Source organism: Lactiplantibacillus sp. DA1 (assembly GCF_032681335.1).
GTDB lineage: Bacteria > Bacillota > Bacilli > Lactobacillales > Lactobacillaceae > Lactiplantibacillus.
Map to the genome: position 1 here is coordinate 340,071 of NZ_JAWHTQ010000001.1, position 25,184 is coordinate 365,254.

The 25,184-nt window shown below is 43.6% G+C and carries 24 protein-coding genes; 5 read left to right on the plus strand and 19 right to left on the minus strand.

Annotated elements, in window-relative coordinates; genetic code table 11:
* Positions 1-118 precede the first annotated feature (118 nt).
* From RXV91_RS01630 to cdaA, 5 genes are all read right to left on the minus strand, one after another.
* Positions 119-784 carry an EAL domain-containing protein gene (locus tag RXV91_RS01630; RefSeq protein WP_316438397.1) on the minus strand — a complete coding sequence of 222 codons (666 nt, stop codon included), beginning with the start codon at positions 782-784 and terminating at the stop codon, positions 119-121.
* A gap of 198 nt (positions 785-982) precedes the next feature.
* Positions 983-2,800 (minus strand): glutamine--fructose-6-phosphate transaminase (isomerizing), encoded by a 1,818-nt coding sequence (gene glmS, locus RXV91_RS01635; RefSeq protein ID WP_316438398.1) that lies wholly within the window; start codon positions 2,798-2,800, stop codon positions 983-985.
* A 519-nt stretch (positions 2,801-3,319) separates the two neighbouring features.
* The gene (gene glmM / locus RXV91_RS01640; RefSeq protein ID WP_316438399.1) at positions 3,320-4,675 is read right to left on the minus strand and encodes a phosphoglucosamine mutase; all 1,356 of its coding nucleotides are present in this window, start codon (positions 4,673-4,675) and stop codon (positions 3,320-3,322) included.
* A gap of 30 nt (positions 4,676-4,705) precedes the next feature.
* Positions 4,706-5,683, minus strand: a complete 978-nt coding sequence (locus tag RXV91_RS01645) for a CdaR family protein (protein ID WP_316438400.1) — start codon at positions 5,681-5,683, stop codon at positions 4,706-4,708.
* Positions 5,680-6,522 (minus strand): diadenylate cyclase CdaA, encoded by an 843-nt coding sequence (cdaA, locus tag RXV91_RS01650; RefSeq protein WP_033611082.1) that lies wholly within the window; start codon positions 6,520-6,522, stop codon positions 5,680-5,682. Before cdaA ends, RXV91_RS01645 begins: the two co-directional genes overlap by 4 nt.
* Positions 6,523-6,708: 186 nt before the next feature.
* Here cdaA and RXV91_RS01655 point away from each other — a divergent pair, with 186 nt between their 5' ends.
* Positions 6,709-7,374: a DUF1361 domain-containing protein gene (locus RXV91_RS01655; protein WP_316438401.1), complete on the plus strand. Its 666-nt coding sequence runs from the start codon at positions 6,709-6,711 to the stop codon at positions 7,372-7,374.
* 74 nt (positions 7,375-7,448) lie between these two features.
* Here the strand turns inward: RXV91_RS01655 and RXV91_RS01660 are convergent, their stop codons facing one another.
* The 4 genes from RXV91_RS01660 to RXV91_RS01675 form a co-directional block, all read right to left on the minus strand.
* Entirely contained in the window at positions 7,449-7,961 is a 513-nt protein-coding gene (locus RXV91_RS01660) for a MarR family transcriptional regulator (RefSeq protein WP_316438402.1), read from the minus strand.
* A gap of 137 nt (positions 7,962-8,098) precedes the next feature.
* Positions 8,099-10,237: a sodium:proton antiporter gene (locus RXV91_RS01665; protein ID WP_316438403.1), complete on the minus strand. Its 2,139-nt coding sequence runs from the start codon at positions 10,235-10,237 to the stop codon at positions 8,099-8,101.
* Positions 10,238-10,270: 33 nt separating this feature from the next.
* Complete coding sequence (gene murB, locus RXV91_RS01670) at positions 10,271-11,179, minus strand: UDP-N-acetylmuramate dehydrogenase (RefSeq protein WP_316438404.1); 909 nt, start codon at positions 11,177-11,179, stop codon at positions 10,271-10,273.
* A 185-nt stretch (positions 11,180-11,364) separates the two neighbouring features.
* On the minus strand, positions 11,365-12,267 hold the full coding sequence (locus RXV91_RS01675; RefSeq protein ID WP_316438405.1) for a Gfo/Idh/MocA family oxidoreductase: 903 nt from the start codon (positions 12,265-12,267) through the stop codon (positions 11,365-11,367).
* 376 nt (positions 12,268-12,643) lie between these two features.
* Here RXV91_RS01675 and RXV91_RS01680 point away from each other — a divergent pair, with 376 nt between their 5' ends.
* Together RXV91_RS01680 and RXV91_RS01685 are read left to right on the plus strand one after the other, a co-directional pair.
* Positions 12,644-13,408, plus strand: coding sequence for an exodeoxyribonuclease III (locus tag RXV91_RS01680; RefSeq protein ID WP_316438406.1), 765 nt, complete (start codon positions 12,644-12,646; stop codon positions 13,406-13,408).
* A 62-nt stretch (positions 13,409-13,470) separates the two neighbouring features.
* Positions 13,471-14,007, plus strand: a complete 537-nt coding sequence (locus RXV91_RS01685; RefSeq protein WP_316438407.1) for a 3'-5' exonuclease — start codon at positions 13,471-13,473, stop codon at positions 14,005-14,007.
* Between the two features lie 241 nt (positions 14,008-14,248).
* Here the strand turns inward: RXV91_RS01685 and RXV91_RS01690 are convergent, their stop codons facing one another.
* The 4 genes from RXV91_RS01690 to RXV91_RS01705 all read right to left on the minus strand — a co-directional run bounded on the left by RXV91_RS01690 (position 14,249) and on the right by RXV91_RS01705 (position 17,033).
* The gene (locus RXV91_RS01690; RefSeq protein WP_316438408.1) at positions 14,249-14,764 is read right to left on the minus strand and encodes a GNAT family N-acetyltransferase; all 516 of its coding nucleotides are present in this window, start codon (positions 14,762-14,764) and stop codon (positions 14,249-14,251) included.
* 5 nt (positions 14,765-14,769) lie between these two features.
* On the minus strand, positions 14,770-15,231 hold the full coding sequence (gene tsaE, locus RXV91_RS01695; protein WP_316438409.1) for a tRNA (adenosine(37)-N6)-threonylcarbamoyltransferase complex ATPase subunit type 1 TsaE: 462 nt from the start codon (positions 15,229-15,231) through the stop codon (positions 14,770-14,772).
* A 108-nt stretch (positions 15,232-15,339) separates the two neighbouring features.
* The gene (gene pta, locus RXV91_RS01700) at positions 15,340-16,317 is read right to left on the minus strand and encodes a phosphate acetyltransferase (RefSeq protein WP_316438410.1); all 978 of its coding nucleotides are present in this window, start codon (positions 16,315-16,317) and stop codon (positions 15,340-15,342) included.
* 23 nt (positions 16,318-16,340) lie between these two features.
* Complete coding sequence (locus RXV91_RS01705) at positions 16,341-17,033, minus strand: uracil-DNA glycosylase (protein ID WP_316438411.1); 693 nt, start codon at positions 17,031-17,033, stop codon at positions 16,341-16,343.
* Positions 17,034-17,148: 115 nt separating this feature from the next.
* Here RXV91_RS01705 and RXV91_RS01710 point away from each other — a divergent pair, with 115 nt between their 5' ends.
* Together RXV91_RS01710 and RXV91_RS01715 are read left to right on the plus strand one after the other, a co-directional pair.
* Entirely contained in the window at positions 17,149-18,018 is an 870-nt protein-coding gene (locus RXV91_RS01710; protein ID WP_316438412.1) for a Cof-type HAD-IIB family hydrolase, read from the plus strand.
* A 23-nt stretch (positions 18,019-18,041) separates the two neighbouring features.
* Positions 18,042-18,605 carry a hypothetical protein gene (locus RXV91_RS01715; RefSeq protein WP_316438413.1) on the plus strand — a complete coding sequence of 188 codons (564 nt, stop codon included), beginning with the start codon at positions 18,042-18,044 and terminating at the stop codon, positions 18,603-18,605.
* Between the two features lie 74 nt (positions 18,606-18,679).
* Here RXV91_RS01715 and RXV91_RS01720 read toward each other — a convergent pair whose 3' ends face one another.
* From RXV91_RS01720 to secG, 6 genes are all read right to left on the minus strand, one after another.
* On the minus strand, positions 18,680-19,414 hold the full coding sequence (locus RXV91_RS01720; protein WP_316438414.1) for an amino acid ABC transporter ATP-binding protein: 735 nt from the start codon (positions 19,412-19,414) through the stop codon (positions 18,680-18,682).
* Between the two features lie 2 nt (positions 19,415-19,416).
* Complete coding sequence (locus RXV91_RS01725) at positions 19,417-20,853, minus strand: amino acid ABC transporter substrate-binding protein/permease (protein ID WP_316438415.1); 1,437 nt, start codon at positions 20,851-20,853, stop codon at positions 19,417-19,419.
* A gap of 294 nt (positions 20,854-21,147) precedes the next feature.
* The gene (smpB, locus tag RXV91_RS01730; RefSeq protein WP_316438416.1) at positions 21,148-21,618 is read right to left on the minus strand and encodes an SsrA-binding protein SmpB; all 471 of its coding nucleotides are present in this window, start codon (positions 21,616-21,618) and stop codon (positions 21,148-21,150) included.
* 25 nt (positions 21,619-21,643) lie between these two features.
* On the minus strand, positions 21,644-24,043 hold the full coding sequence (rnr, locus tag RXV91_RS01735; protein ID WP_316438417.1) for a ribonuclease R: 2,400 nt from the start codon (positions 24,041-24,043) through the stop codon (positions 21,644-21,646).
* 8 nt (positions 24,044-24,051) lie between these two features.
* On the minus strand, positions 24,052-24,801 hold the full coding sequence (locus RXV91_RS01740) for an alpha/beta fold hydrolase (protein WP_316438418.1): 750 nt from the start codon (positions 24,799-24,801) through the stop codon (positions 24,052-24,054).
* 50 nt (positions 24,802-24,851) lie between these two features.
* On the minus strand, positions 24,852-25,088 hold the full coding sequence (gene secG, locus RXV91_RS01745; protein ID WP_003641050.1) for a preprotein translocase subunit SecG: 237 nt from the start codon (positions 25,086-25,088) through the stop codon (positions 24,852-24,854).
* Positions 25,089-25,184: the final 96 nt, after the last annotated feature.

The window sequence follows — 25,184 nt, forward strand, 5'->3', positions numbered from 1 at the left end:
CACCCCATCTTTTATCACTTACTAGCAAAATCGGTCTCGTCATGTGATTCAGCCGATTAAACATCAACATGACACTCAGTTACATTGCTATGAATACTATTGTAGCATACCACGATTGTCATGCCATAAATGTCGCGGGTAGTTGCGGTTTGGCAAAGTAATAGCCCTGCCCTCGCGTAATGCCTAGATGATTAGCCAGTTGAACATCGGCCGCTGATTCAATGCCTTCAAAGGTAAATAACATTTGCTGTTCCTCCGCCTTATCAAACCAAAATTTGAGCGTCGAAACAATTACATCCGTAGTTGGGGTCCCCAGCGGTCGCATATTTTGTAACGCGAATTTAACCGTATTCACATATGGCAACATCATTTCAATCTGCTGGAATAGATTATCAGAACCAACGTCATCAAAAGCAAGTAATACACCGGCTGCCCGGTACCCAACACTTAATTGCTGTAACTCACTTAGCTCAGGTGTCGCAACTAGCTCAACAGTTAGTTCTCGTGGTAACAAATGCGTCTGCACATAGTGACTAATTGCAACTTGAAAGTCAGGATCAGCAAACTGACGCGCCGTTAAATTGATGGAAACATGATGGTTATTTAATTCCTGAATAGCACAATCCAGCAATTGAATCAATTCTGTTGGCGCTATTTCAAAGGTCGCTGGTATTCGCCAAGTTTGTTGCCTCTCATCCCACTGTCGTAATAATAACTCATACAAGATTGTCCGGTTGGTTCCAAGGTTATTAATTGGCTGTGCAAAATATTTATATTTCAGCATGACCACTCATCCCCAATAGTCTAATTATTTAGTTGTGTTATCGCAACCGCTTACTTTATCATACCAAAAGATCGTCAACTTTCAAAATAGCCTTATGAATATTAGTAGTTAATAATTATATGAAAACTTTGTGGGCAATCAAAAAGCGCCACCGTAATCGAACGGTGACGCTTTTCAGTGCCCACACACTTATTTTAATTATTCAACCGTCACACTCTTGGCAAGGTTCCGTGGCTTATCCACATCTAAGCCCTTGTTTAAGCTCGTATAGTAAGCCAATAACTGACCAGGAACCACACTAAGCAAAGCCGTTAATCGTTCATCAACCGTTGGTAAGATAACCGTATCACCGTCTTTAGCTAAACTATCGGTGACGATGGTGATTGTCTTAGCTCCCCGTGCAGCAACTTCTTGTAAGTTGGAGCGGGTCAACCCAGCGGTATTTTTTTGTGTAATAATCCCAATCACGGGGGTATCCTTTTCAATCAAAGCAATCGTACCGTGCTTTAATTCACCAGATGCGAAACCTTCAGCTTGAACGTAAGAGATTTCCTTGAGTTTCAAGGCCGTTTCTAATGAGACGGCGTAATCCAGTCCCCGACCAATGTAAAAGGCATTCGGGGTATTCAATAAAGCACTCTTCGCAATTTTTTCAAAAGTTGCTTTTTCATCGACCAAACTTTGCATCCCATTGGCAACTAACGCCAATTGTTGTTTAACGTCGAAATCCGTTGCGGCTGGTTGATCAACGGCCACACCTAACGCTTTAGCCAAGATGGCTTGTAAGGCAATCTGTGCGGTATAGGCTTTAGTTGAAGCGACCGCGATTTCTGGGCCGGCATGTAGTAACAACGTGTACGTTGCTTCCCGTGAAAGCGTTGAGTTTGGCACGTTCGTGATCGTCAAGCTTGGGAAATGTTGATCGTTCACGTTCAATAATACTTCACGACTATCAGCAGTTTCACCAGACTGGGTCAAGAAGATAAAGAATGGGTGTGCTGATAGCAAAGGCTGGTTATAAGCAAATTCTGACGAAACATGCACTTCAGTCGGCACATTGGCCAGTGATTCAAATAACTTTGCACCAACTAAACCAGCATGATAACTAGTCCCGGCAGCTACGATGTACAACCGATCGGCTGCTTTAAGCGCCGTCAACAAGTCCTCATTAATGACTGGGGCACCCGCATCGTTAAGATAAACTTGGGATAGTTTCCGCATCACATTCGGTTGTTCATCGATTTCTTTTAACATGTAGAATGGATAAGTCCCCTTGTCAGCTTGAGCTGCGTCAATGTCGACATGGAATGGCTTCCGTTCAACTGGTTCGCCGGCCTGGTTCGTGATTTTAATTTCATCAGGTTTAACGACCACGATTTCACCATCATGTAATTCCAAGAAATCTTTCGTTTGGTCTAACATCGCTAAACTATCTGAGCAGACCACGTTGAAGCCTTCGCCGACCCCAATTAATAATGGGCTCTTATTCTTTGCAACGTATAAGGTGTCAGGATCTTCCTTATCCATTAGTAAGAAGCCGTATGAGGAGTGTCCCAATAGACTTAACGTCTTACGGAAAGCGGCCAACGTGCTCAAGTCTTCCTTAGTGACAAACCGATCAACTAATTGAACAATGACTTCCGTATCCGTTTGAGACTTAAAAGTCACGTCACTTAAATAAGTCTGTTTTAAGTCTTCAAAGTTTTCGATCACGCCATTGTGAACTAGGTAGAAGCGGCCATCCGCAGAAACTTGAGGATGCGCATTGGCAACACTCGGTTCACCGTGAGTCGCCCAGCGAGTATGCCCAATCCCGGTTGAACCATGAACAGCTTCGCCTACTTCTTTACGTAGGTCATCGATCCGACCCTTTTCCTTAACTAAATAGTCATGACCATCTTGATCATTGACATAGATACCAGCTGAATCATAGCCCCGGTATTCCAACTTTTCCAATCCGTTCAATAAGATTGATACCGCACTATCTTTACCCGTTACACCAACAATTCCACACATAAATTAATCTTCCTTTACTGTTTGAATTGTTTCTAGCTGCGTGGTCAATATATCTGTCACCAACCTCACAGTCGGTTTTTGTAATTGACCTGTAGAGTGCAGTCCCTGACGTCACCCGTCGATTATCGATAAACGTCATCCTCGTCAACTTTAGATTCTAAAGTCCTGGCGCTATTCCGCTTTAACCAATTAACAATTGGTCTAGTCTAACCTCCGATTGGTATATTTCCTAGAAACAAGTTAACTTTACCGTTACATCTAATAAAAGTCAACAATATATTATATTGGTATATGTGTTAGTTAGCGTGTATACCAATCTTAAATGCTTATAAATCAAGGACATCACGAATTTTCGATTTTTTTGTAACTTTTATGCGGTCAAATTGATTTTCGAATTCACTGGGTCCCCTGACAGTCGCCAGTTAACCGCATTTAGCAATAACCGTTCGTTTCATGGCAACAAAAAAAGTCGCGACTCTAGGAGTAACGACTTTTTTGACGAGCGGTCTGATCACTTAATTATTCGACACCAACTTCAGCTTTGACCACATCGACGATCCGATCTACATAAGCGCTAACCAGTTCGTCGGTCTTCGCTTCTGCCATGACCCGCAATAAATCTTGGGTTCCAGAAGGCCGTACCAAGACGCGACCATCACCGGCCATTTCATCTTCAACGTCCTTGATAACTGCCTTGATCTTATCATTGTTCAAAGCGGCTTTCTTGTCTTGAACCTTAACATTCACTAACTTTTGTGGGTAAGTCGTCACTTCGGCGGCTAGTTCAGAAAGCTTCTTACCCGTTTCCTTCATCACATGCAATAACTGAATTCCAGTCAACATCCCATCACCCGTCGTGTTAAAGTCTAAGAAGACCACGTGACCAGATTGTTCACCACCAAGGTTATAGCCGTCCTTCAACATCTCTTCGACAACGTAGCGGTCACCAACTTGGGTCTGCTTGCTGTGCAAACCAGCTGCTTCTAAGGCCTTGTATAAGCCCAGGTTACTCATGACCGTTGTGACGACCGTATCTTGCTTCAACTTGCCTCGTTCGCTTAGAAACTTTCCGCAAATGTACATGATTTTATCACCATCAATGACATTTCCAAGTTCATCAACAGCGATACACCGATCGCCATCACCATCAAAAGCTAACCCAACTTGGGCGCCCTTTTCAACAACAAATTTTGATAGCGCTTCGGGATGGGTCGAGCCAACGCCTTTGTTGATGTTCAAACCATCTGGAGCCGTTGCCATCGTATCAAAATCAACATTGAGATCCGCAAAGATCCGTGAAACTAAGTTGCTCGTTGAACCATTGGCACCATCGACAGCCAAATGAATGCCACTTAAATCATCTGGAATCGTTTGTTCTAAGAATTGTGAATACTTGAGATTACCTTCTGGAAAATCAGCAACCGTCCCCAGACCTTCCGCAGCTGGTCGTGGCAAAGTATCCTTAGGTTGATCCAGTAATTCTTCGATTTCTTCTTCTTTGGCATCAGACAATTTGAAACCATCGCCACCGAAGAACTTAATCCCGTTATCTTCAACTGGATTGTGGGAAGCTGAAATCATTACGCCCGCGTCAGCATCCTGAATCCGGACTAAATAAGCTACACCGGGCGTCGTAATCACACCTAAGCGTAAAACTTCAATTCCCGCTGAGAGTAACCCAGCAATTAAAGCTTCTTCCAACATTTGGCCCGAAATTCGAGTATCGCGTGCAACCAAGACACGTGGCTGCGTACTCTTATTTTCCGCATGTTCCGTTAACACATAGCCACCAGCACGACCTAAACGAAAAGCCATTTCGGGCGTTAGCCCTGAGTTTGCAATTCCCCGAACACCATCAGTACCAAAATATTTCATTATATTTACCTCATTTCAAAAGTGTCATGATTAATCATTTTTAACTGTAATTTTTACTTTGACCGACGTTGGGCTAACTGAAGAAATGCCATCCTCATCGCTAGTCGAAACATCGACCGTCTTAGTCGTAGTTGAATCAACATCCGTCACATCAACATTGACTGGCAAGGACTTCAACTTCGCTAGTGCCGACTTCGTACCAGTAACCGTCACCGACTTCGTGTCGGATGAGAATGAATAGCTGGTGTCCGCCGTGGTCTTGCCACTGGCTTTCAAGTCAATCGGAACATCCTTAGTCGTTGTTGCCTGTGTAATGGGAATGTACACCGATGTGGTTGACGGCGTCAAGACGACATTCAAATTCTGACCATTGGCATCTAGAGCTTCAATAATCGCTTGTTGATTCACAGACTTCTCTAAGTTCTTATTAGTGTTAACAACCGCAACAACCTTCGCCACCTTGCTAACCTCACTAACAGCTCCCGTGACCTTGACAGATGATGTTCCAAGTCGTGCTGAGCCAACTTCGTAACCGTCCGCGACGTTCGCTTTATTGAAGTCCGCACTGACTTTGTAAGTAGCTGTCCGTCGTGGTTGAATGTTAACATGGATATACTTTTGATTAAGCCCATAACTCAATTCCTTATTCAATCCGTCAACTTCTACCTTAACGCTATGCCGTCCCACCGCCAACTTAGACAAATTAGCGGACACTTTAAAGTTTTGCGTATTGGCAGTCGTCGTCACCAAGGCTGCCGGGCCTTCAATTGTCACCTTTATATTTTCAGGATAACCCGTCACAAAATATTTAGTACTATTGACATTCAATTCTAACGGTGCACTGATTGTGACTTTACGGTTAGAAGTTAACGTTGTTTTTGACGAACTATTCGTTAAGACACTGGCATTATGCGTGCTCTTCAACGAATTGACGTAGGCAAAGAGGACTAGCGCACACAACAGTGCTAAGAGACGCATGGACCAATTACTACTCATAAATTTTTTCATTTTCGGGGACCTCCTCCGAAAATCCGTCCAAACCAACTCTGGAGCGCATTTTGTTTAGTTGAATCCTCAGGCGTCAATAAGACTTGACGGAAATACCGTAAGTAATTTTCACGCGTCATACCGCGCATCAACTCATTATCCTTAGTTATCGAGACTTCGCCCGTTTCCTCTGAGATAACAATAGTAAGGGCATCCGTTACTTCGCTAATACCAACGGCCGCCCGGTGCCTAGTTCCTAATTCTTTAGGAATCAGATTACTTTCCGACAGCGGTAAATACGCTGCGGCAACCTTGATCTGATTATCTTGAATAATCACAGCACCATCATGTAATGGCGTATTTGGAATAAATATGTTAATTAACAATTCACCCGTAATATCGGCATCTAAGGCGATTCCGGTCTCAATATAATCTTCTAAGCCAGTGTCCATCTTAATCGACATTAAAGCTCCGATGCGCCGCTTAGCCATATATTGAATTGCTTTATCCAGTTCGGCAATCATCCGCTCTTCGTCTTCATTTTGACGCTTACCACGAGCAAACATGGAGCCCCGTCCTAAATGTTCCAACCCACGCCGAATTTCGGGCTGAAATATAATGACCATTGCAATAACTGCCCAGTTGATAATTTGATCCATAATCCACGAAACTGTGTCCAGACCAATCAAGACACTCACAGCCTTAATAATGGCAATAACCACGATTCCGCGAAATAGTTGTACGGCTTTGGTACCCCTTAGCAACACAATCAGCTCATAAATGACAAACCATACCGCCAGAATGTCAAGGAGCCGGACAAAGTTTTGTAAGGTCAACAAACCGCTCCAATTGAAAGTCATTAGTCCTCCTCCTCATGAAAATCATTTACTTTCACATTATAGCACGGCAGCCCAATTATCGCGGTGTGATTTAAGTAGCGAAGGCGCTTTTTAACCATATTTTTGAATAAATATTAAGCTTGATGTTATTTAATATAGCTCGTTTAATATTTCTGTTAAAATTAAACGTAGAAAGGAAGTGACTAAATGACTAAGTTACAGCGCTGGCTCGTTCGGCTAGCATTTTGGGGATTCTTTATTTTTGCCGCAGTCGATTTACACGGTGCATTTCATTTTTTACTACTTAATTCTGTCCTAGCTTATATCCCGATCGAGTTGAGCTTTTGGCTAACTAAGCGCCGAGGGCTGTTATTATTCTGGTCCATGACAGTCATTTGGTTACTCTTCTACCCGAACGCACCATACTTAATGACCGACTTATTTCACCTAAGCCTACTAAAACCTTATGGAATCAACGGCTTATTAAGGTTTGATTTACCTATGTGGCGTGACTTTGCCTACCTAGTTGGCCCAATGATGGTTGCAACGATCATTGGAACTTGGGGCGTTGATCGAGTCGCTCAGCAACTGACCTATCGACTGCGATTGGGCCGACTACCCGCTAGTCGTAGCATCATTTGTGCAGCCCTTTTCTTATTTGCGAGCGTCGGCGTCTATGTTGGCCGTTTTTTACGCCTACATTCAATCTACTTGCTGATTACGCCTCAGTATATTGTGAAACAATTGCTTGAGATGTGGTCCTTAAAGATGCTCGCCTTCGTGTTAATGATGTGGCTACTTCAATTAATTATCTATGCAGCTTGGCGATTTACTATGCCACCAATTTCCCATCAGGCCGAGAATGACTCATAACCAAATCAAAACCGCCGTGTAAATTGAGTTAATATCAATTTACACGGCGATTCTTATTATTAGCTTAATATTAGCTAATCCTTAGTTTTTGGATCGCTATATTCTGTATGACGTCCTCGCTTATCATGTAGGCCACTAAAACCACTAAAGCCTAATTGCGTTGCTTTTTGTTCCGCATCGTTAATATATCGTAACGTATCACTAGCCCGCTCTTCACCATAGACTTGGACCCACTGATGAAACCGTTCGTCTGAAGCCGTCGTAATTTCTTGTTCAACTTTAAACCCCGCCGGCGTTAACGATAAATACTTAATACGCCGATCATGCGTATTTGTGGTCTGTTCAATGTATCTCAAATCTAATAATACATTGATTTGTCGTGCAATCGCACTTCGTGAAACGCGCTGTTCCTTAGCAATTTTAACCAATGTTAACGGCTCATCACTCGTTGCAATCATCCGCATAACAGTATAAGCTTCAAATGTTATCTTATATGGTCGTGTTGGAACAGACACAAAGTCGCCAACGTACTTTAAAATATGCATGTAGGTATCTACAAAGCGTTCATGAATTTCTGATTCTGTCATAATGATGTCCCCCTGTAAGGTCGTCCTTATTCGTCCATTTTAAGTTATGATTAATTTGCAGACCTAATCATTCACCATCAATACTACTCTAACATCATTATAACCTAGAACTACTGATTTACAATCTAAAAAGTTAACTAATCATCATCAGCCTCAATATCATTGAGCATTAATAAGTTCTCCGAGTAATTAATGAACTGTCGTAACTTTGCCGCCGTGCGTAGATTAATCTGGCCACTCTCCAATAGATGTTGGACCCCCGCACGTTCGGCCCCTAGACTCTTGATCCGCAATCCGTGGAGTTGTTGTTCATAATCGTCACGTGATAGTGTGTGATCATTTTTAGCATTCTCAATACGGTTCCGGTAATGAACGATTAGATGATACAGTGCTTGCCGATCAAACTGTTGTTCATCAACGTTCGCCTGCTTTAAATACTGCGACAATGCCTTGATTGCCGCTTTGGAAGCCTCACGCTGAATATCTAATAATGCCGCCCTGAGCGCATCACTATCACCTGGGGCCAACCACAAACGAATACCTTGCATTGCACGTGAGATTAATAAACGCAGTGATCGCAGTGTCGGCAATCCTGGTTTATGAGTTGCTTGTAAGAACCGCTGTTCACGGCGATCAACGCGCCGTAAATAAACTTGGCCAGCTAGTTTCGTTGCTTGCTTATTAGCTATTAATTCTCTGACGGCCGCTCGTTCACCATTCAACGCAACCAATCGTAATTGTAATTCATCCGTTAACATTGGTGCTAACTCATCTGCCGTCTGGGAAGCGACTTCCAAGCGTCGCATTTGAAATTGTTGGTCCAAAATCAGATCATAAGCGGCCCGTTGGTTATCTGGACGTCGATGCTCTTCAATATTTTGAATCGCTAACTGTAAAATATAGATCCGCGCTTGTTTATATGTCAATTGTTGTGGCTGGTTATCCGCAACGTCAGTTTCATCGGCCTCATCCGGCCCATCAGCTAGAACCGCATCATCTTCATCAGGACTAGATCCCCGCGTCACAAATGGCAATGATTTGGCGGCCATCAACGGTAAAATGGCAGCCGCAGCAATCAAACTAACGATGATCACACCAGCGGCAATGAACAAGACCAATGATCGTTCCGGAAAAGCTTCACCAGTCGCAATCACGGTTGGAATTGTAAACACCCCGGCCATCGTAATCGCACCACGAACACCCGATAGCCCTGATAACGCGGCAATCCGCAAACTTGGTTTAACCTTTTTATGATGTCGTAACCAGTTAAACAGCATGTACGCATACGTCCAAGCAACCCGAATCAATAACAGAATGCCCCAGACGATTAACACATCAAAGACCGCATGGAACGTGTTCGTATGGGCCCCTTTGATAGTTGCCTGAGTTGCAACCGGTAACTCGATACCAAGGATCAAGAAGACGATTCCATTCAATAAGTAGACAACCACGTTCCAGACTCGTTCCGTCACCAACCGGAGCTCCGGCGCATCTTCACTTTCATGTGAATTTTGCAAGTGTGATAATACGCCCGCAGCCACAACTGCAACGACGCCCGAAGCATGAAACCATTCTTCAGCAATAAAGTAAATTGCAAACGGCGTCAAAATTTGCAATACGACGTTGAACACGATATCGTTAATGCCTTCGCGCCGTAAAATATCACGAATCAATTGAATAATTGTGATCAACGCTAGACCCACAGCCAAACCAATCAGACTAATATAGAAGAAATCACCAATAGCTTGACCTAATACAAAAGTCCCGGTAACTGCTGCAGCTAACGCATACTTAAACCCAATTAACCCACTAGCATCATTAATTAAGCTTTCACCACTAACCAAATGCAAAATTTCTTTGGGTAACTTGACCCCTTCTGAGATCGACTGCACGGCAATTGGATCAGTTGGTGAAAGGATGGCTGCTAACGCAATACCGACAGCTAGTGGGATAGTCGGTATTAACACGTGAATCAAAAAGCCGCCTAAAATTGTGGTAATAAAAACAAGCACGATTGCATTCGCAAAAATCGCCCCGCGTAATTCCCACAGTTCTTGTTTTGGAAATTCTCTGCCGTCGTTGTACAGCATGGGTGCAATAAAGACGAGCATAAACCAGTCCGTTTGCAGTTTAACTTGTACATTTAATAATAAAGCCACCACCAGCCCCAGCCCGACTTGAATTAAACTGACCGGGATTGCGACTAGATAGTGGCTCAACACATTCGACAGCAGCACTAAACATGCCAGTAAAATCACTAACTCGATAATCGGCATCTAGTGGTTGCCCCCTTTGTTAAATTGACATAACTAACCTTGAGCGACATCTTCACCAATAATTCGAACTTCCGTCTGAAGATGGACGCCAAAACGTTCAAATACAACTTTTTGGACGTAATGAATCATATCCATATAATCGGTTGCCGTTGCATGATCAACGTTAATAATAAAACCCGCGTGCTTTTTAGAAACTTCAGCACCACCGATTCGGTGCCCTTGTAGACCAGCATCATGAATTAGTTTACCAGTAAAGTACCCCGTTGGTCGCTTAAAAACACTTCCACACGAGGGCCACTCCAATGGCTGTTTGGCTGCTCGCAACGTATTCAATTCATCCATCCGAGCCTGAATCTTAGTTTGATTTCCTGCTTTGAGGCCAAACGTCACTGATACAACAATATCATCATAATCCTGAATACTACTGTGACGGTACCCAAAGTCTAACTCAGCATGATCCAATGTTTTAAGCTGCCCCGTTGGCGTTAAGACCGTCACCGTTTCAACAACCTCACTCATTTCACCACCATATGCGCCGGCGTTCATAAAAATCGCGCCACCAACGCTCCCAGGGATACCAGCCGCAAATTCTAGACCGGTTAAACTGGCACCACAGGCAACCTTGGTCGTCGCTATGATAGCGGCTCCCGCCTCAGCGACAACTTTATTCTCACTAGCATGAATCTGATTCATACGAGTCAAAATAATCGTCAAACCACGGATGCCACCGTCTTTGACAATTAAATTGCTCGCATTACCAATAACCGTCAGCGGTAAATGCTGGTCGTTGGCATAAGTAATTAAGGCTTTGGTTTCACTAATTGACTTAGGAAATGCCACGTAATCAGCGGGACCGCCTGTTTTAGTATTCGTATAATGACTTAGTGATTCATCTTTTTTAATTTCAATGGCTGGAAAAGTGGCCAAGACATCTTTGGTCATGGTGAAAAGTTCCTTTCGTGTTTCAATTTAATTCACTTACATTAACAAACACTTTAATTACATAGCGTTTTTAGGCTTACAGCGCTATAAAGCTAGTGTAAACAGAAGGTGTTTACTTCAAAACGCTATTTGAACGCTATAACCATGTTGAAATTTGTAAGTCTACCGTTTAATTTTATCACTTTTTAATCACTTAATAAATGACGGCACACCGCGTGACTCGTAATTGCAGAAGTTGGATCGATTGGATTAGGACCATGCGTCGTCACCGCCGTTAGAAACGCACGAATCAATGGCGCAAAACCCCGCTTTTCCAATGTTGGCGTCCAATCTGGAAAATTCGTGGTCATAGTTGTTGCGGTGGTCATCACCGTTTTAGCACTTAAATCAGTCACAGCAACCCGTTGATCAGTTGTTTGGACCGTTACTTGCTCAAGATTAACACCACCATACATATTCGTTACAACTTGCAATTGTTGGTGCGCCGTCTGAACCGTTAAATAACCTTGCGCCAATGCACCAGTCGCCGTAGTCGTTATACGACCACCAGTTTGTTCAAGTGGTTCATCCAACAAGAACAACCCCGTATCAACCATGTGAATCATGAGATCAAAAACAGCTGTCTCCGGATCTTGACCACCAGCTTCGCGGACCTTTTCAGCTACCAGCATCCGTTTATCTGGTAAAGCCTTTAATTGCTGGTTCAAGGGAGCAAAGCGCCGATTGAAACCACAAGTCAACAGTAGATGCCGAGATGCTGCTAAATCATACAGATTTTGTACAACTTGAAGATCAGTCGCTACCGGCTTATCAACATAAACGTGAATACCAGCTAATAATAATTGCTTAATGATAGCGGCGTGAGTACTCGTTGGCGTATGCACAAATACGGCCGCCGGTTTGACCGCCACCAACTCAGCCAACGTCGCATGCGTATGCTGAAACCCATACATGGTCGCTAGTTGTGCCCGTTTTTCAGGGTTACGTGTTGTCAGATGAAATTCATACTGATCTTGCATCGCGGCCATTACTGGCAAATAAGCCTTTTGAGAGATATTGCCTAATCCAATGACACCAATTTTTAACATCGAAATTCCTCCAATTTTATCAACAGCCTTTTGATTCACCATTAGTAATCAAGACATTTAATCTATTTAGCCTATCTTAATTAAATAAGAATTAACTTCAAGCGACCACCTAACTTAAAGTTGCACATCGTGTTAATGATTATTAACACGAAAAATTGTTACGCCGAGGCTGGCTAGTTATTCGTCAGCGCCTGTGCATTCTAGTCTTCCGACCTTCAACGCTTAGGGGGCAATTTAAAACTCGAACGCATACTGCAGTTCACTGCACAACTTCAACTGCTAAACTTCCGTTCAATTGACTCATTGTTATTAAAATAACCAACGCCACCCGTGTTACAATATGAGTAATAAATTACTTGAAAGGTCTGAAACTCACGTGAAACTTATCTCTTGGAACGTTAACGGAATCCGAGCCGCTGTCAAACACGGCTTTGTCACAACTTTTAACACACTTGATGCTGATTTTTTCTGTGTCCAAGAAACTAAATTACAAGCTGGTCAAATCGAGCTGGACTTCCCAGGTTACTACCAATACTGGAACTATGCCCAACGTAAGGGCTATTCTGGTACAGCAATCTTTACAAAGCACGAACCGCTCAATGTGACTTATGGTATTGGCGTACCAGAATTTGATACTGAAGGCCGCGTCATCACGCTTGAATATGCCAACTACTACGTTCTGACGTGCTACACGCCCAATTCAGGTGGTGAATTAAGACGACTCGACTACCGACAACAATGGGAAGATGCTTTTCTCGCCTATATCAATCGTTTGAGTGCTAAGAAACCATTGATTTTTTGTGGTGACCTCAATGTTGCCCATGAAAATATCGATTTGAAGAACTGGCGTAGTAATCAACATAGCGCTGGTTTCACTGATGAAGAACGAGCCAAGTTTGACCGCCTACTTGCGAATGGCTATACTGACACGTTCCGGCACTTCTATCCTGATCAAACAAATATATACTCATGGTGGAGTTATCGTGGTCATGCACGTGACAACAATTCTGGTTGGCGGATTGATTACTTTATAACGTCACAACAACTAGACAAGCAACTATTGAATGCGCGAATTCTTAACGATGTTTTCGGCTCTGACCACTGTCCAGTTGAACTCGACATCATTTTACCGAACCATTAACTTGAAATTTGACAAGATCCTTTGTACGATAAATCTATTATTTAGAAACGGTGGTGGCAACTTTGAACTTTGTCGCAATGGACTTTGAAACGGCGAACGCGAAACGTGACAGTGCTTGTTCACTCGCACTGACGGTTGTCCGCAACAACCAAATCAGCGATGAGTTTTATACACTCATCAAACCGGAAAGTGACTTTTTCTGGCGCAACGTCCAAATCCATGGCATTCATGAAGAAGACGTCGCGGAGGCACCCAAGTTTCCGGAAGTTTGGGAACATATTGCGCCCTTCTTCCAACGAGATCGCCTCGTGATTGCCCATAACGCGCCATTTGACATCGGCGTATTGCGCAATACACTCGCCCATTATGGCATCAGCACGCCAGAATATTTATCAATGGATACTGTTAAAACTAGTCAAAAATTCTATCCAGAGTTACCGAACCACAAATTAGATACACTTTGCCGGGCACTCGATATCGACTTACAGCATCACCACAATGCTTTAGATGATAGTCTTGCCTGTGCCAACATTTTACTCACTGAAGCCCGAGCCTTTGGTACTGAACAGCTTAAACCCTTCGTTCGTGTTCAAGGTTAACACTGCTTAATTTGAGTCCAGCAATCGTGCTGGACCTTTTTTATTTAATCAGCTACACAGCATTCCAGCTGATTTTGACTTACTGCAGACTCAGTGGATCATCCGTCATATCATTATTCTTACAAACATTAACGTCCAAGATTGGCTGGTCGTCCAACCTTAGTCCTAACTAAAACATTGAACTCCCTGCTGTCTTCACCAATCTAACGATTACTAACAGCTTTGACAGCAAGGCCAACCTTTAAACCCACATTTCCATATCAATGGCTGCAACCCGTTTACCGGTAGGATCAACCACGTCATAACTTGTTGAAGTACAGTTTTCAAAACCCAAACGCCGATACAGCTTGATTGCACGCACGTTTCGCAGCTGAACAGTTAACATTAGTCGTTCCAAAGTACTATAATTTCGTGCCCAATCTAGGACTTCCTCAATTAAGGCCGTTCCGAGACCCATGCCCCAGAATTCTTTCAGGACCGCAACTCCGACCTCACCCTGGGCAGCACTAAAATCGGTACTAGCTTGCACCGTACTAACACCGATGAGTCGTGATGCTAACGTTGCAACAAAAATAACATTGGTCGTTGTGCCATTGATATGTGCAATTTGTTCCTGTTCATCAGTCTCACTTAAATCTTCAATCCCCTCATCAACTGTAAAGGTATTACTTTCGCGTTCTAATTGAGCTAGCAGCGCTAATAATTTTGCTGCATCCGCAACTTCAGCCGGCCTTACATTGACAACTTCTTCTGCCATCGATGTCACTCCTTCAATTGATCAACCAATTGTTGATAATGCTCACCTGCAGCTTTAAATGTCATTACCCGCTGGTCGTCAGCATCGGTGTCCCGGCTAATGGCAATTCGCAAGTACGTCGCTGGCAAGAGGTCGTCAATAAACTGTGACCACTCCACAACGCTGACTCCCTCGCCATCAAAATATTCATCTAATCCTAAATCTTCCGCACCACCATCTTCTAGGCGGTAAACATCCATATGATACAGCGGTAATCGTCCTTGATGATACTCACGAATAAGCGTAAAAGTCGGACTCTTAACGTTATTGGGAATCCCGAGACCTTTAGCTAGCCCTTTTGTAAACGTCGTCTTACCAGCACCTAAATCACCATCTAGTAAGATCAGATCGCCAGGCTGCACTAATTGGCCTAGCTTTGTCCCAATTGCCATGGTAGCTTCCGGCGACGTCAACGTGATTGATTCCATATTCTTCCAACTCCTCATCCAATTAACTGCTTTTATTATAGGAAAAACGAGGGAAACTTCAAAGTACAAGCTCTGAAGTTTCCCTCGTTTAACAAACTAAATGGTCGTTTAAGCTAATCCTTGGGCCGCTGTAATGATTGCAACCTTATAGACGTCTTCTTCACTGCATCCACGTGACAAGTCGGAAACTGGCTTATTTAAGCCTTGTAAGACCGGGCCCACGGCTTCAAAATGACCAAACCGTTGCGCAATCTTATAACCAATATTACCAGATTGGAGTTCTGGGAAAACAAAGACGTTGGCGTGACCAGCCACTTTAGAACCCGGTGCTTTTTGCAAACCAACTTTTTCAACGAAAGCAGCATCAAATTGAAGTTCCCCATCGATGGCTAATTCAGGTTCAGCAGCCTGAGCCTTCGCCGTTGCTTCCTGAACCTTAGTCACCATGTCACCCTTTGCTGAACCCTTAGTCGAGAAGCTGAGCATTGCAACTTTCGGATCAATATCAAAGACCTTAGCAGTCGCGGCACTCTGAGTCGCAATTTCTGCTAACGTATCGGCATCAGGATCGATGTTGATGGCACAATCAGCAAAGACATAGCGTTCTTCACCCTTTTGCATAATAAAGGCCCCAGAAATCCGGTGTGAGCCAGGCTTAGTCTTAATAATTTGTAAAGCTGGCCGCACCGTATCGCCAGTTGGATGGATTGCGCCTGAAACCATCCCATTTGCTTTTCCCATATAGACAAGCATCGTTCCAAAATAATTTTCATCTTCTAGCATTTTACTTGCTTGTTCCGGCGTATTCTTACCTTTCCGTCGTTCTACCAGGGCGTCCAACATCGCTTGTTTATCTTCAGCCGGGTATGTCGCAGGATCAAGAACTTGAACACCAGCTAAATCAGCATTCAAATCGTTAGCCACAGCCTGAACCTTGTCTACTGGGCCTAAAACGATTGGCTTGACGAGACCATCTGCTGCTAATCGCGCCGCCGCACCGACAATTCGGGGTTCAGTTCCTTCAGGGAAAACAATTGTTTGATCTTTACCAGTAATTTTTTGTGCTAATGACTCAAATAAATCCATGTGATAACCCTCCAATAAATTAATTAATGCTCAAGATTGACGTGCGCTGGTAACTGCCAATTAATTGGCTGTTCGCCGAAGGATGTTAACGCAATGTTAGTCTTTGAAAATGGTTTAGAACCGAAGAAGCCACGATAAGCTGACAATGGACTAGGATGCGGCGATTGTAACACCACGTTCTTCTGCGTATCAATCAACTTAATCTTAGACCGCGCCGCCTTGCCCCACAAAATAAAGACCACTGGGGTCGGCCGTTCTGATAAACGCCGAATAGCAACGTCAGTCAATTGTTCCCAGCCCTTGCCAGCATGTGAGAAAGCCACGCCATTTTGAACAGTCAACACGGAGTTCAGTAATAGGACCCCCTGCTTGGCCCAACTCTCCAAATAACCATGAGCCACTGGCGTACAGCCAACATCGTCTTGTAATTCTTTGTAGATATTAACTAACGATGGTGGCACGGCTACACCGGGAAGTACGGAAAAGCTCAGTCCGTGCGCCTGACCAGGGCCATGATATGGGTCTTGGCCTAAAATAACAACCTTTGTATCTGCAAACGGCGTCCATTCAAAGGCCTGAAAAATATTGTACATATCTGGGTGAATATTTTTCGTTCGGTATTCATTTTTCAAAAATTCGTGTAATTGGTGGTAATACGGCTTCTCAAACTCTGGTTTTAAGACGTCCCACCAGTCCGTGTGAATAAACGCTTTCATCCTTAACACCTCTTGCTTTATTGTATCATAACCAAAACCACTAATGATAATAATTCTGTATTCAGACGCAAACATGTTAAAATGTAATTATTAAAACAACTAAGGATGTGACAACATGATTTCGATTATCGCCTCTGATATGGACGGAACGTTACTCAACAACGAAATGGTCGTTTCGGATTTTAACGCTGAAGCCATCCGTCAAGCACAACAGCAAGGCGTACACTTTATCGTTTCAACCGGACGCCGGTTCTCTGAAGCCCAGCCACTCCTGGCCGCCCAAGGTATTACCGCTCCTCTGATCACTCTAAATGGTGCAGAGGTTTATGACGCCTCCGGTAAAATGCTCGACATGGTTCCAATTACCAATAGTGTCGCTCGGGCTGTGTTCCATACCCTAACTTCCCAAGGCTACTACTTTGAAGTCGTCGGTAGTGACGGTATTTACTCTAACAGCAAGGCCAAACGAATCGAGCAAATTGCCCATCTCCTAACTAATTTAAATCCAGATACAACGTTCAAAATTGCCGTTTCACTTGCTTCAGCACGCTTAGAGTTAATGGATATTAATTATGTGACTAATTACAACGAATTACTAGCGGATCCCACTAAACACGTCATGAAGATCATCGCCTTCAGTGAAGCCGGTCCTAGCAAACTCAAGCCACTCAGTGATGAAATTCTTGCCAAACACTCGTCCCTCAAGATTACTTCCTCATCGGCATCCAATATTGAAATCAACAATATTAATGCCCAAAAGGGAATCGCCGTAGAACGCTACGCCAACATGCTTAACACACCAATGAGTGATGTCATGGCAATTGGTGATAATAATAATGACGTCTCAATGCTGGAATTGGCTGGCGTAAGTTACGCCATGGGTAATGCTAGTCCCGAAGTCAAACAACTAGCACGCTACATTACCGATACGAATGTCAATGACGGTGTCGGCAAAGCCATCTTGGAAGTACTTGCTAAACAATAGTTTCTAGAGAACGGAGGTTGAAGATGCGCAAACTATATTTCAGCCGCAATAGCTTTGCCCAGGGGGCGCGGATCGTTCGCGATGTGCATAATCAGTCCCATTATCTCTTAGTGGGACGCTGGGGGCGGCGCCAAGACGCGCTTAGTTTATACGCTATTCAAGGTGAGCTACTTGCTGAGATTCGACAGACGTCCCTGGGATTATTGCCGAAATTCGATTTATATTATAACCGTCAAAATGTCGGTTCGATCAGTAAAACATTAGGATTCTGGCACGAAATGTTGTATGTTCGCAAACTTCGTTGGATTATCATGGGTAGTTTAAGTACCGAAAATTACCGCATCTATCATGGCACTGAACTGATCATGACGATGCGCCCCGTTGTCACTACGAATGGTGAAGCATTTGAATTAGCAATTACTGATCAATCAACAGAACCACTCTGCATCTGTATTGCAGCCATCTTAGATCACTGGCAAAAGCCAACCAATCGTAATCAAGCCCCAGTTGCTAAAAAGGGCTTAAAGGTTAGTTTCGGTGAAAGTAACTATACGTTAACACCACGCCACAAAGCGACACAACACTAATTCCTTCTAGGCTGAATGAGTACGACCAAAAAGGACCCCGGAATTTATTCCGAGATCCTTTTTAGCAACAATTTCTAAACATTAATAACTTTTTGTAAGAAATCCTGTAATCGGGGACTTTGTGGATGTTCGAATACATCGTCTGGCTTCCCCGTTTCCTGAATCAAACCGTCTGCCATAAAGACAACCCGATCAGCGACTTCCTTAGCAAATCCCATTTCATGGGTTACCACGATCATCGTCATACCGTCAGCCGCCAATTTTTTCATAACATCCAACACATCCCCGACCATTTCCGGGTCAAGTGCTGATGTCGGTTCATCAAATAGCATGATCTTCGGATGCATAGCTAGTGCACGGGCAATGGCCACCCGTTGCTTCTGACCACCAGATAAGGATTTAGGCATGGCATCCGCTTTATCGGACAATCCAACCGTTGCAAGCAAATCACGAGCCGTTTTCTCAGCTTCTTGCTGACTTTCCTTTTTGAGTTGGGTCGGTGCTAAGGTAATGTTTTGTAACACTGACAGGTGTGGAAATAAGTTGAAATGTTGGAATACCATCCCAATATTTTCACGGACCAAATTAATATTCGTTCCTTTATCGGAAAGGTCATAACCACTAATAATAACTTGGCCTTGTGTTGGGACTTCCAAATCATTTAAGCACCGTAAAAACGTGCTCTTACCAGAGCCAGATGGTCCAATCATGCAGACGACTTCGTTATCTTGAACCTCGAGGTTTAACCCTTTCAAGACTTCATTGTCACCATAACTCTTGTGCAAATCTTTAACAATTACTTTCGCCATGCTTAGTTAATCCTCCTTTGAACCCAGTTAGATAACCATGTTAATAACGTAATGATAATCAGATAAATAATCGCAATCATCAACCAAATCTTAAAGCCTTCAAAGTTACGGGCGATAATCAACGTCCCAGTTTGCGTCAATTCTACAATCCCGATAACTGACACAATTGACGTATCCTTCAATGTGATAATAAATTGGTTAATGAATGATGGAATCATAATGCGAATTCCCTGTGGCATAATGACCTTGCGCATGGCCGTCCAGTATGGCAATCCTAGTGAGCGGGCCGCTTCCATTTGACCATCATCAACGGCAGCAAAGCCCCCCTTAACGAAGGCCCCAGTATAAGCCCCTTCATTCAGCATCAAGGTAATCATCCCAGCAACGAAGGCAGGAATCTTAAAGCCATGACCAATCAAATCTGGAAACCCAATGTAAATAAAGAAAGCCAACACCATCAATGGCATTCCGCGGAAAATATAGATAATCGTACTTGAAATTGCCGGACCCAGCTTACCAGGCATGACACCCAAGACACCAAGAATCAGTCCCAGAATGGTGGCTAAAATAATTGAAATAACCGTTAACTCAAGCGTCATCCATAGCCCTGAACCAATCGTGTCCAAATTTTGAGTGAACAGTCCAACAAACGTTCGACTACTTGCATCTTCGCCAGTCAAAGAGGCTTCACTGGATTTCAAATACTTATTAATAATCTTTTTGTAAGTACCATCCGCTTTAATCGCTTTGAGACCAGCATTAAATTTCTTTAACAGTTCCGCATTTTTACCCTTTTTAACCGCGAAACCATAGTCACCCGCTTCGTGTTGCTTGGAAACGATCTTCAACGCAATGCCATTCTTGATACCGTATGACATCACGGGATAATCTTCAAAACAAGCCGCTGAATTACCGACCTTAACATCGTTATACATGTTATTTGAGTCGTTGAAATACTTGATTTTAAACCCGTACTTGCTTTGAATCGATTTCGCATAGGTCGCACCGGCTGTCCCTGTTTTAAGGGCAACGGTTTTGCCTTTTAAATCCTTAAACGTTTTGACTTTACTATCTTTGGCAACAGCCATAACCACTCCGGACGTATAGTAAGCGTCTGAAAAATCAAACGTTTGCTTCCGTTCGGCCGTAATATTCATTCCGGCAATCACCCCGTCAACTTGGTTCGCGCTAAGTTGCTGGACAGCGGCACCAAAACTAAGTGCTTTTAATTTATAATTGAAATTCTCTTTTTTGGCAATCGCCTTTAAAATATCAATATCAATCCCCTTGTACTGACCACCCTTGACCTGAAACTCGAACGGCGCAAAGGTTGTATCCGTTGCAATGGTGTACGTCTTAGCCTGTGCCTGGGTGCCAATCGCAAACCAGCTGCCCAGCGCTGCTAACAACATGACAACCGCAACATGCCACTTTCTCATCGACGAGACCTCCTCAAATAGTTTACCGAAACGGTATGTCATAAAATATAACATAATTCATGCCTCGCGACCAATTTGTTTTGTTATACTTTTTTAATTTAACTTTAATGAGATCGCTATCATTAATAATTTGCTTAATAATATAAAGTAATTTGGCTGTTTTGGAAAAGATTCTGATGAAAGTTAGCCAATTTTATGTTTTAAAATTTTGTACGCTCAACCGAGTTATGGTGATACTCAAAAAAATAGCACTCACTAACGATCCAATCGTTATGAGTGCTATTACTGACGAGCCTAGTAATGTTTCATGACCCGGTCGATTTGACGCTGTTGTTCGCGTTTCTTAATATCTTGCCGTTTGTCGTATTCCCGTTTCCCGTGAGCGACTCCAATTAAGACTTTCGCAAATCCGTGTTTGAGATACATCTTAAGTGGAATGATCGTCACACCCTTAGTCATTGTTGCTGCACCTAACTTACTGATTTCTTTCTTATGCAGCAATAGTTTCCGGGACCGTAACGGGTCAACGTTATAACGGTTACCCTCTTTAAACGGACTAATGTGAACGTTTTGCATCCAGGCTTCACCATTGCGAATTTGAACAAATCCATCCTTCAAGTTGACCCGCCGATCACGAACAGATTTAATCTCCGTCCCAGTCAACGCAATACCAGCTTCATAGGTCTCTTCAACAGCATAGTCATGGCGTGCTTTCCGATTTTGAGCGAGGGCGGTATCCGGGTGTTTACCGTGTTGTTTGGCCATTGCCGCACATCCCCTTACTTAAAAATTAACGTCGACGATCGGTTGTTGACCGCCGATTATTATTGTTACTACTGTGATTGTTATTATTGTTATTCCGACGGCCATTGTTATTGCCATTACGATGGTTATTGTTGTTGCCACCCCGATGGTCGTTGCTCCGATTATTATTGCCATTGCGTCGATAATTACCAGTATTACCACCACGGCGGTTATTACCACGATAATTATCATGAGATTCCCGTTTTGGTAATAAATCGGTCTTCGGCGCTTCTTCTGGATTCAATAACTTAAAGTCGACTTCGCGTTGATCCTTATCAACCCGCATCAATTGAACTTTGACGGGCTGGCCAATTCTAAACGTCCGTTTCGTCTTACGACCAACCAACGCTAATTGTTTTTCAACGTATTCGTAGTAGTCGTCGTCCATCGTACTGATATGAACTAAGCCTTCAACGGTATTTTCTAGTTCAACAAACAGACCGAATTTCATAACGGAATCAACAACGGCTTCAAACGTCTCACCAACGTGATCAGCCATATATTCAGCCTTCTTCATCGAATCAACGTCGCGTTCAGTATCAATCCCCCGCCGTTCATGATCAGAAGTCGTTTCCGCAATATTTGGTAGGTTATCCCGATAACGGGCCCGTGCATCTTCACCAGTGCCGTTTTCAGCATAATGACGAATCAAACGATGAACCATCATATCTGGATAACGTCGAATTGGTGACGTAAAGTGAGTATAATATGGCGCCGCCAACCCAAAGTGACCAAGCGACTGGTCAGCGTATCGGGCCTGCTTCATGCTCCGCAGCATCATGACTGAGACCATGGCTTCTTCGGGCTTACCAGCAACCTTCTTCAAAACGTCTTGAAGCATCTTCGGCTTAACATCCTTAGAACTCCCCTTGACACTGACACCAAAGTTAGTGACGAATTCAAAGAAACTAAGCATCCGGTCACTATCAGGTGTTTCATGTACCCGGTAGATAAACGGTACCTTAAGTTGACTATAGTTTTTTGCAACCGTTTCGTTGGCTGCCAACATGAAACTTTCGATCATTCGTTCAGCCAAGCCACGTACCCGTAATTGAATGTCAATTGGGTGACCGGCTTCGTCAACGATAATTTTAGCTTCGTTATCATCAAAATCGATCGCACCACGATGACGACGATGCTTGTACAAGATACGGTGCAAGTCACCCATCGTATCAAACATGTCGACTAAGTCCGCGTACTTTTCACGCGTCTTGGGATCATGGGCTTCAAGAATCTGATTAACGGCGTCATAAGTCATCCGGGCGTGCGAACGAATCACACTTTGGAAGATCTTATGGTTAACGATTTCCCCAGTTTGATCAATTTCCATCTCACAACTCATGGCTAACCGTTCAACATCAGGATTTAAGGAACAAATCCCATTGGATAGCCGCCGTGGCAACATTGGAATCACACGGTCAGTTAAGTAAACCGATGTCCCACGTTTGAAGGCTTCCCGGTCTAACTCAGAGTTCTCGGTGACATAATGGCTGACATCCGCAATGTGAACACCTAGATGGAAGTTCCCATTTGGCAAGCGCCAAGCAACGACCGCGTCATCCAAGTCTTTAGATTCGGCGCCATCAATCGTTACTAATGGCTGGTCCGTAATGTCGACCCGACCAGCCTTTTCTTCATCCGTCACGTAATCCGGAATCCGATTAGCTTCATCCGTCACTTCTTCTGGGAAGACTGAAGGAACATCGTGTTGGTAGACTACTTGTAAGACGTCCATCCCAGGATCATCAACACTCCCAATCACCTGCTTAGCGATCCCAATCATCCGCGTTGGATGCTGAGCATCAGGATAAGCAGCCACTTCAGCAATGATGACTTCGCCTTCAGTCGGGTGCAAGCCTTGATCAGTAATCAGTAACTGATATTTAGATAATTTCTTGTCTTTAATCGCCACGGAGCCAATGAACCCAGCCTCATCAGTGCTAGGCGTATATGCACCAACAATTTGGGTATAATTACGCTTAACGATGCTGACGATTTTACCTTCAGGGCCGCGATCGGAACCGGGACGGGCTGGCCGAATAATTTCAACCGCAACATCATCACCGGTAATCGCAAACTGCGTATTGTCCGGATTAATATAGATATCTGGCAATTCTGGATCGTAACGCACGAACCCGAAGCCCTTATCATTACCATGAAATGAGCCTTCAACAGTCTGCGTCTCCTGAATCAGTTTGAAGTGATCATGATCATCGGTACTAACTAATTTTTTACGTTCCATGTTCGCAAGTTCTTTTACTAGAAAAGTAAACGCCGTTGCGCCTGTAAAATGCAATTCATCCGTTAATTGTTCGACACTATAAGTGCGATCGGGATGAGCCTGCAAAAAAGTCAGGATTTGTTCTTGTAAGTTTGCTTCTGACATTATTTACCTCATTTATAAATAGTTTTTAAATATGTTAAGACATCTTGTTCCAATTGGTGATGGGCATTGTTCACGGTGATGACGTGGCCAGCATCCGCATACCAGTGGAAATCAACTGGTACTTGTGATAATTGATCACGCAAGCGTCGCGCCACTGTTGCATCAATTAACTCATCCTGTCCACCCTGACCAATAAAGAAAGGTTGGGTCACAGCGTCTAGCCTAGCCGTCACTTCAGCTGTCGTAAAGGTGTTAATTGCCTGTAATTGCCGCCGAACCTGATCTGGCAAGGCTGTTAAAATCTGTTCCCGTTCAGCAATTGAAAATTGACTATGCGCCAATTGATGGTAACTGAGCGTAATAAACATTTCGGCAACATCACTACGATTGCCAGCGAATAATGGTGAGCTAAACGTCCCACCGCCCACTAACTGCGGATCTCGTTCCAACGCAGCTGTTGCAAAAATACCACCTAACGATAGACCGAAGATACTAATTTTAGTATAGCCTTTTTGGCGCATAAATGATATTGCTTGTTGCGTATCTTGCCACCATTGCGCGGGTGTTTGTGCTAGAATGTCACGCGGATCATCAGTCGCATGGCCACTAAACTGAGGCCCATACACCGTATAATCGGCCCGTTCTAAAGCCCGCGCTAACATTCGAACATCATTGGCACTTCCCGCATAGGCGTGCAGCAAAATGACGGCGTGCTCACCGTGTTCAAAGTAAAACGGTTCGGGTTGTTTCATCATCACTACCACCTACCTTAAAAAAAAGCCTCCTGAAATCACAGGAGGACGGTCAATTACTTCGATGAGTACCATGCTAAAGCTAACGCCAGGATAAAGAATGCGATTCCCAATACCACGGTTACCTTCTGCATGAATGCTTCAAAACCGCGGGGCTTCTGCTTGGCAAACAAGTCATCAGCACCACCGGTTAATGAAGACATGGCATCATTAGTTTTGGATGGTTGCATCATCACCGCAATGATAATCAAGACGGAAACAACCAGTATTAACGTTAACAATAAATTATACAAGAAATGTGCCTCCTAAAGCCTCCGCTATGTCTATAACAATTTAACATATTTTGCCTTATTTTTCCAGTATCCTGAACAATTCATTGATTTGTTCAG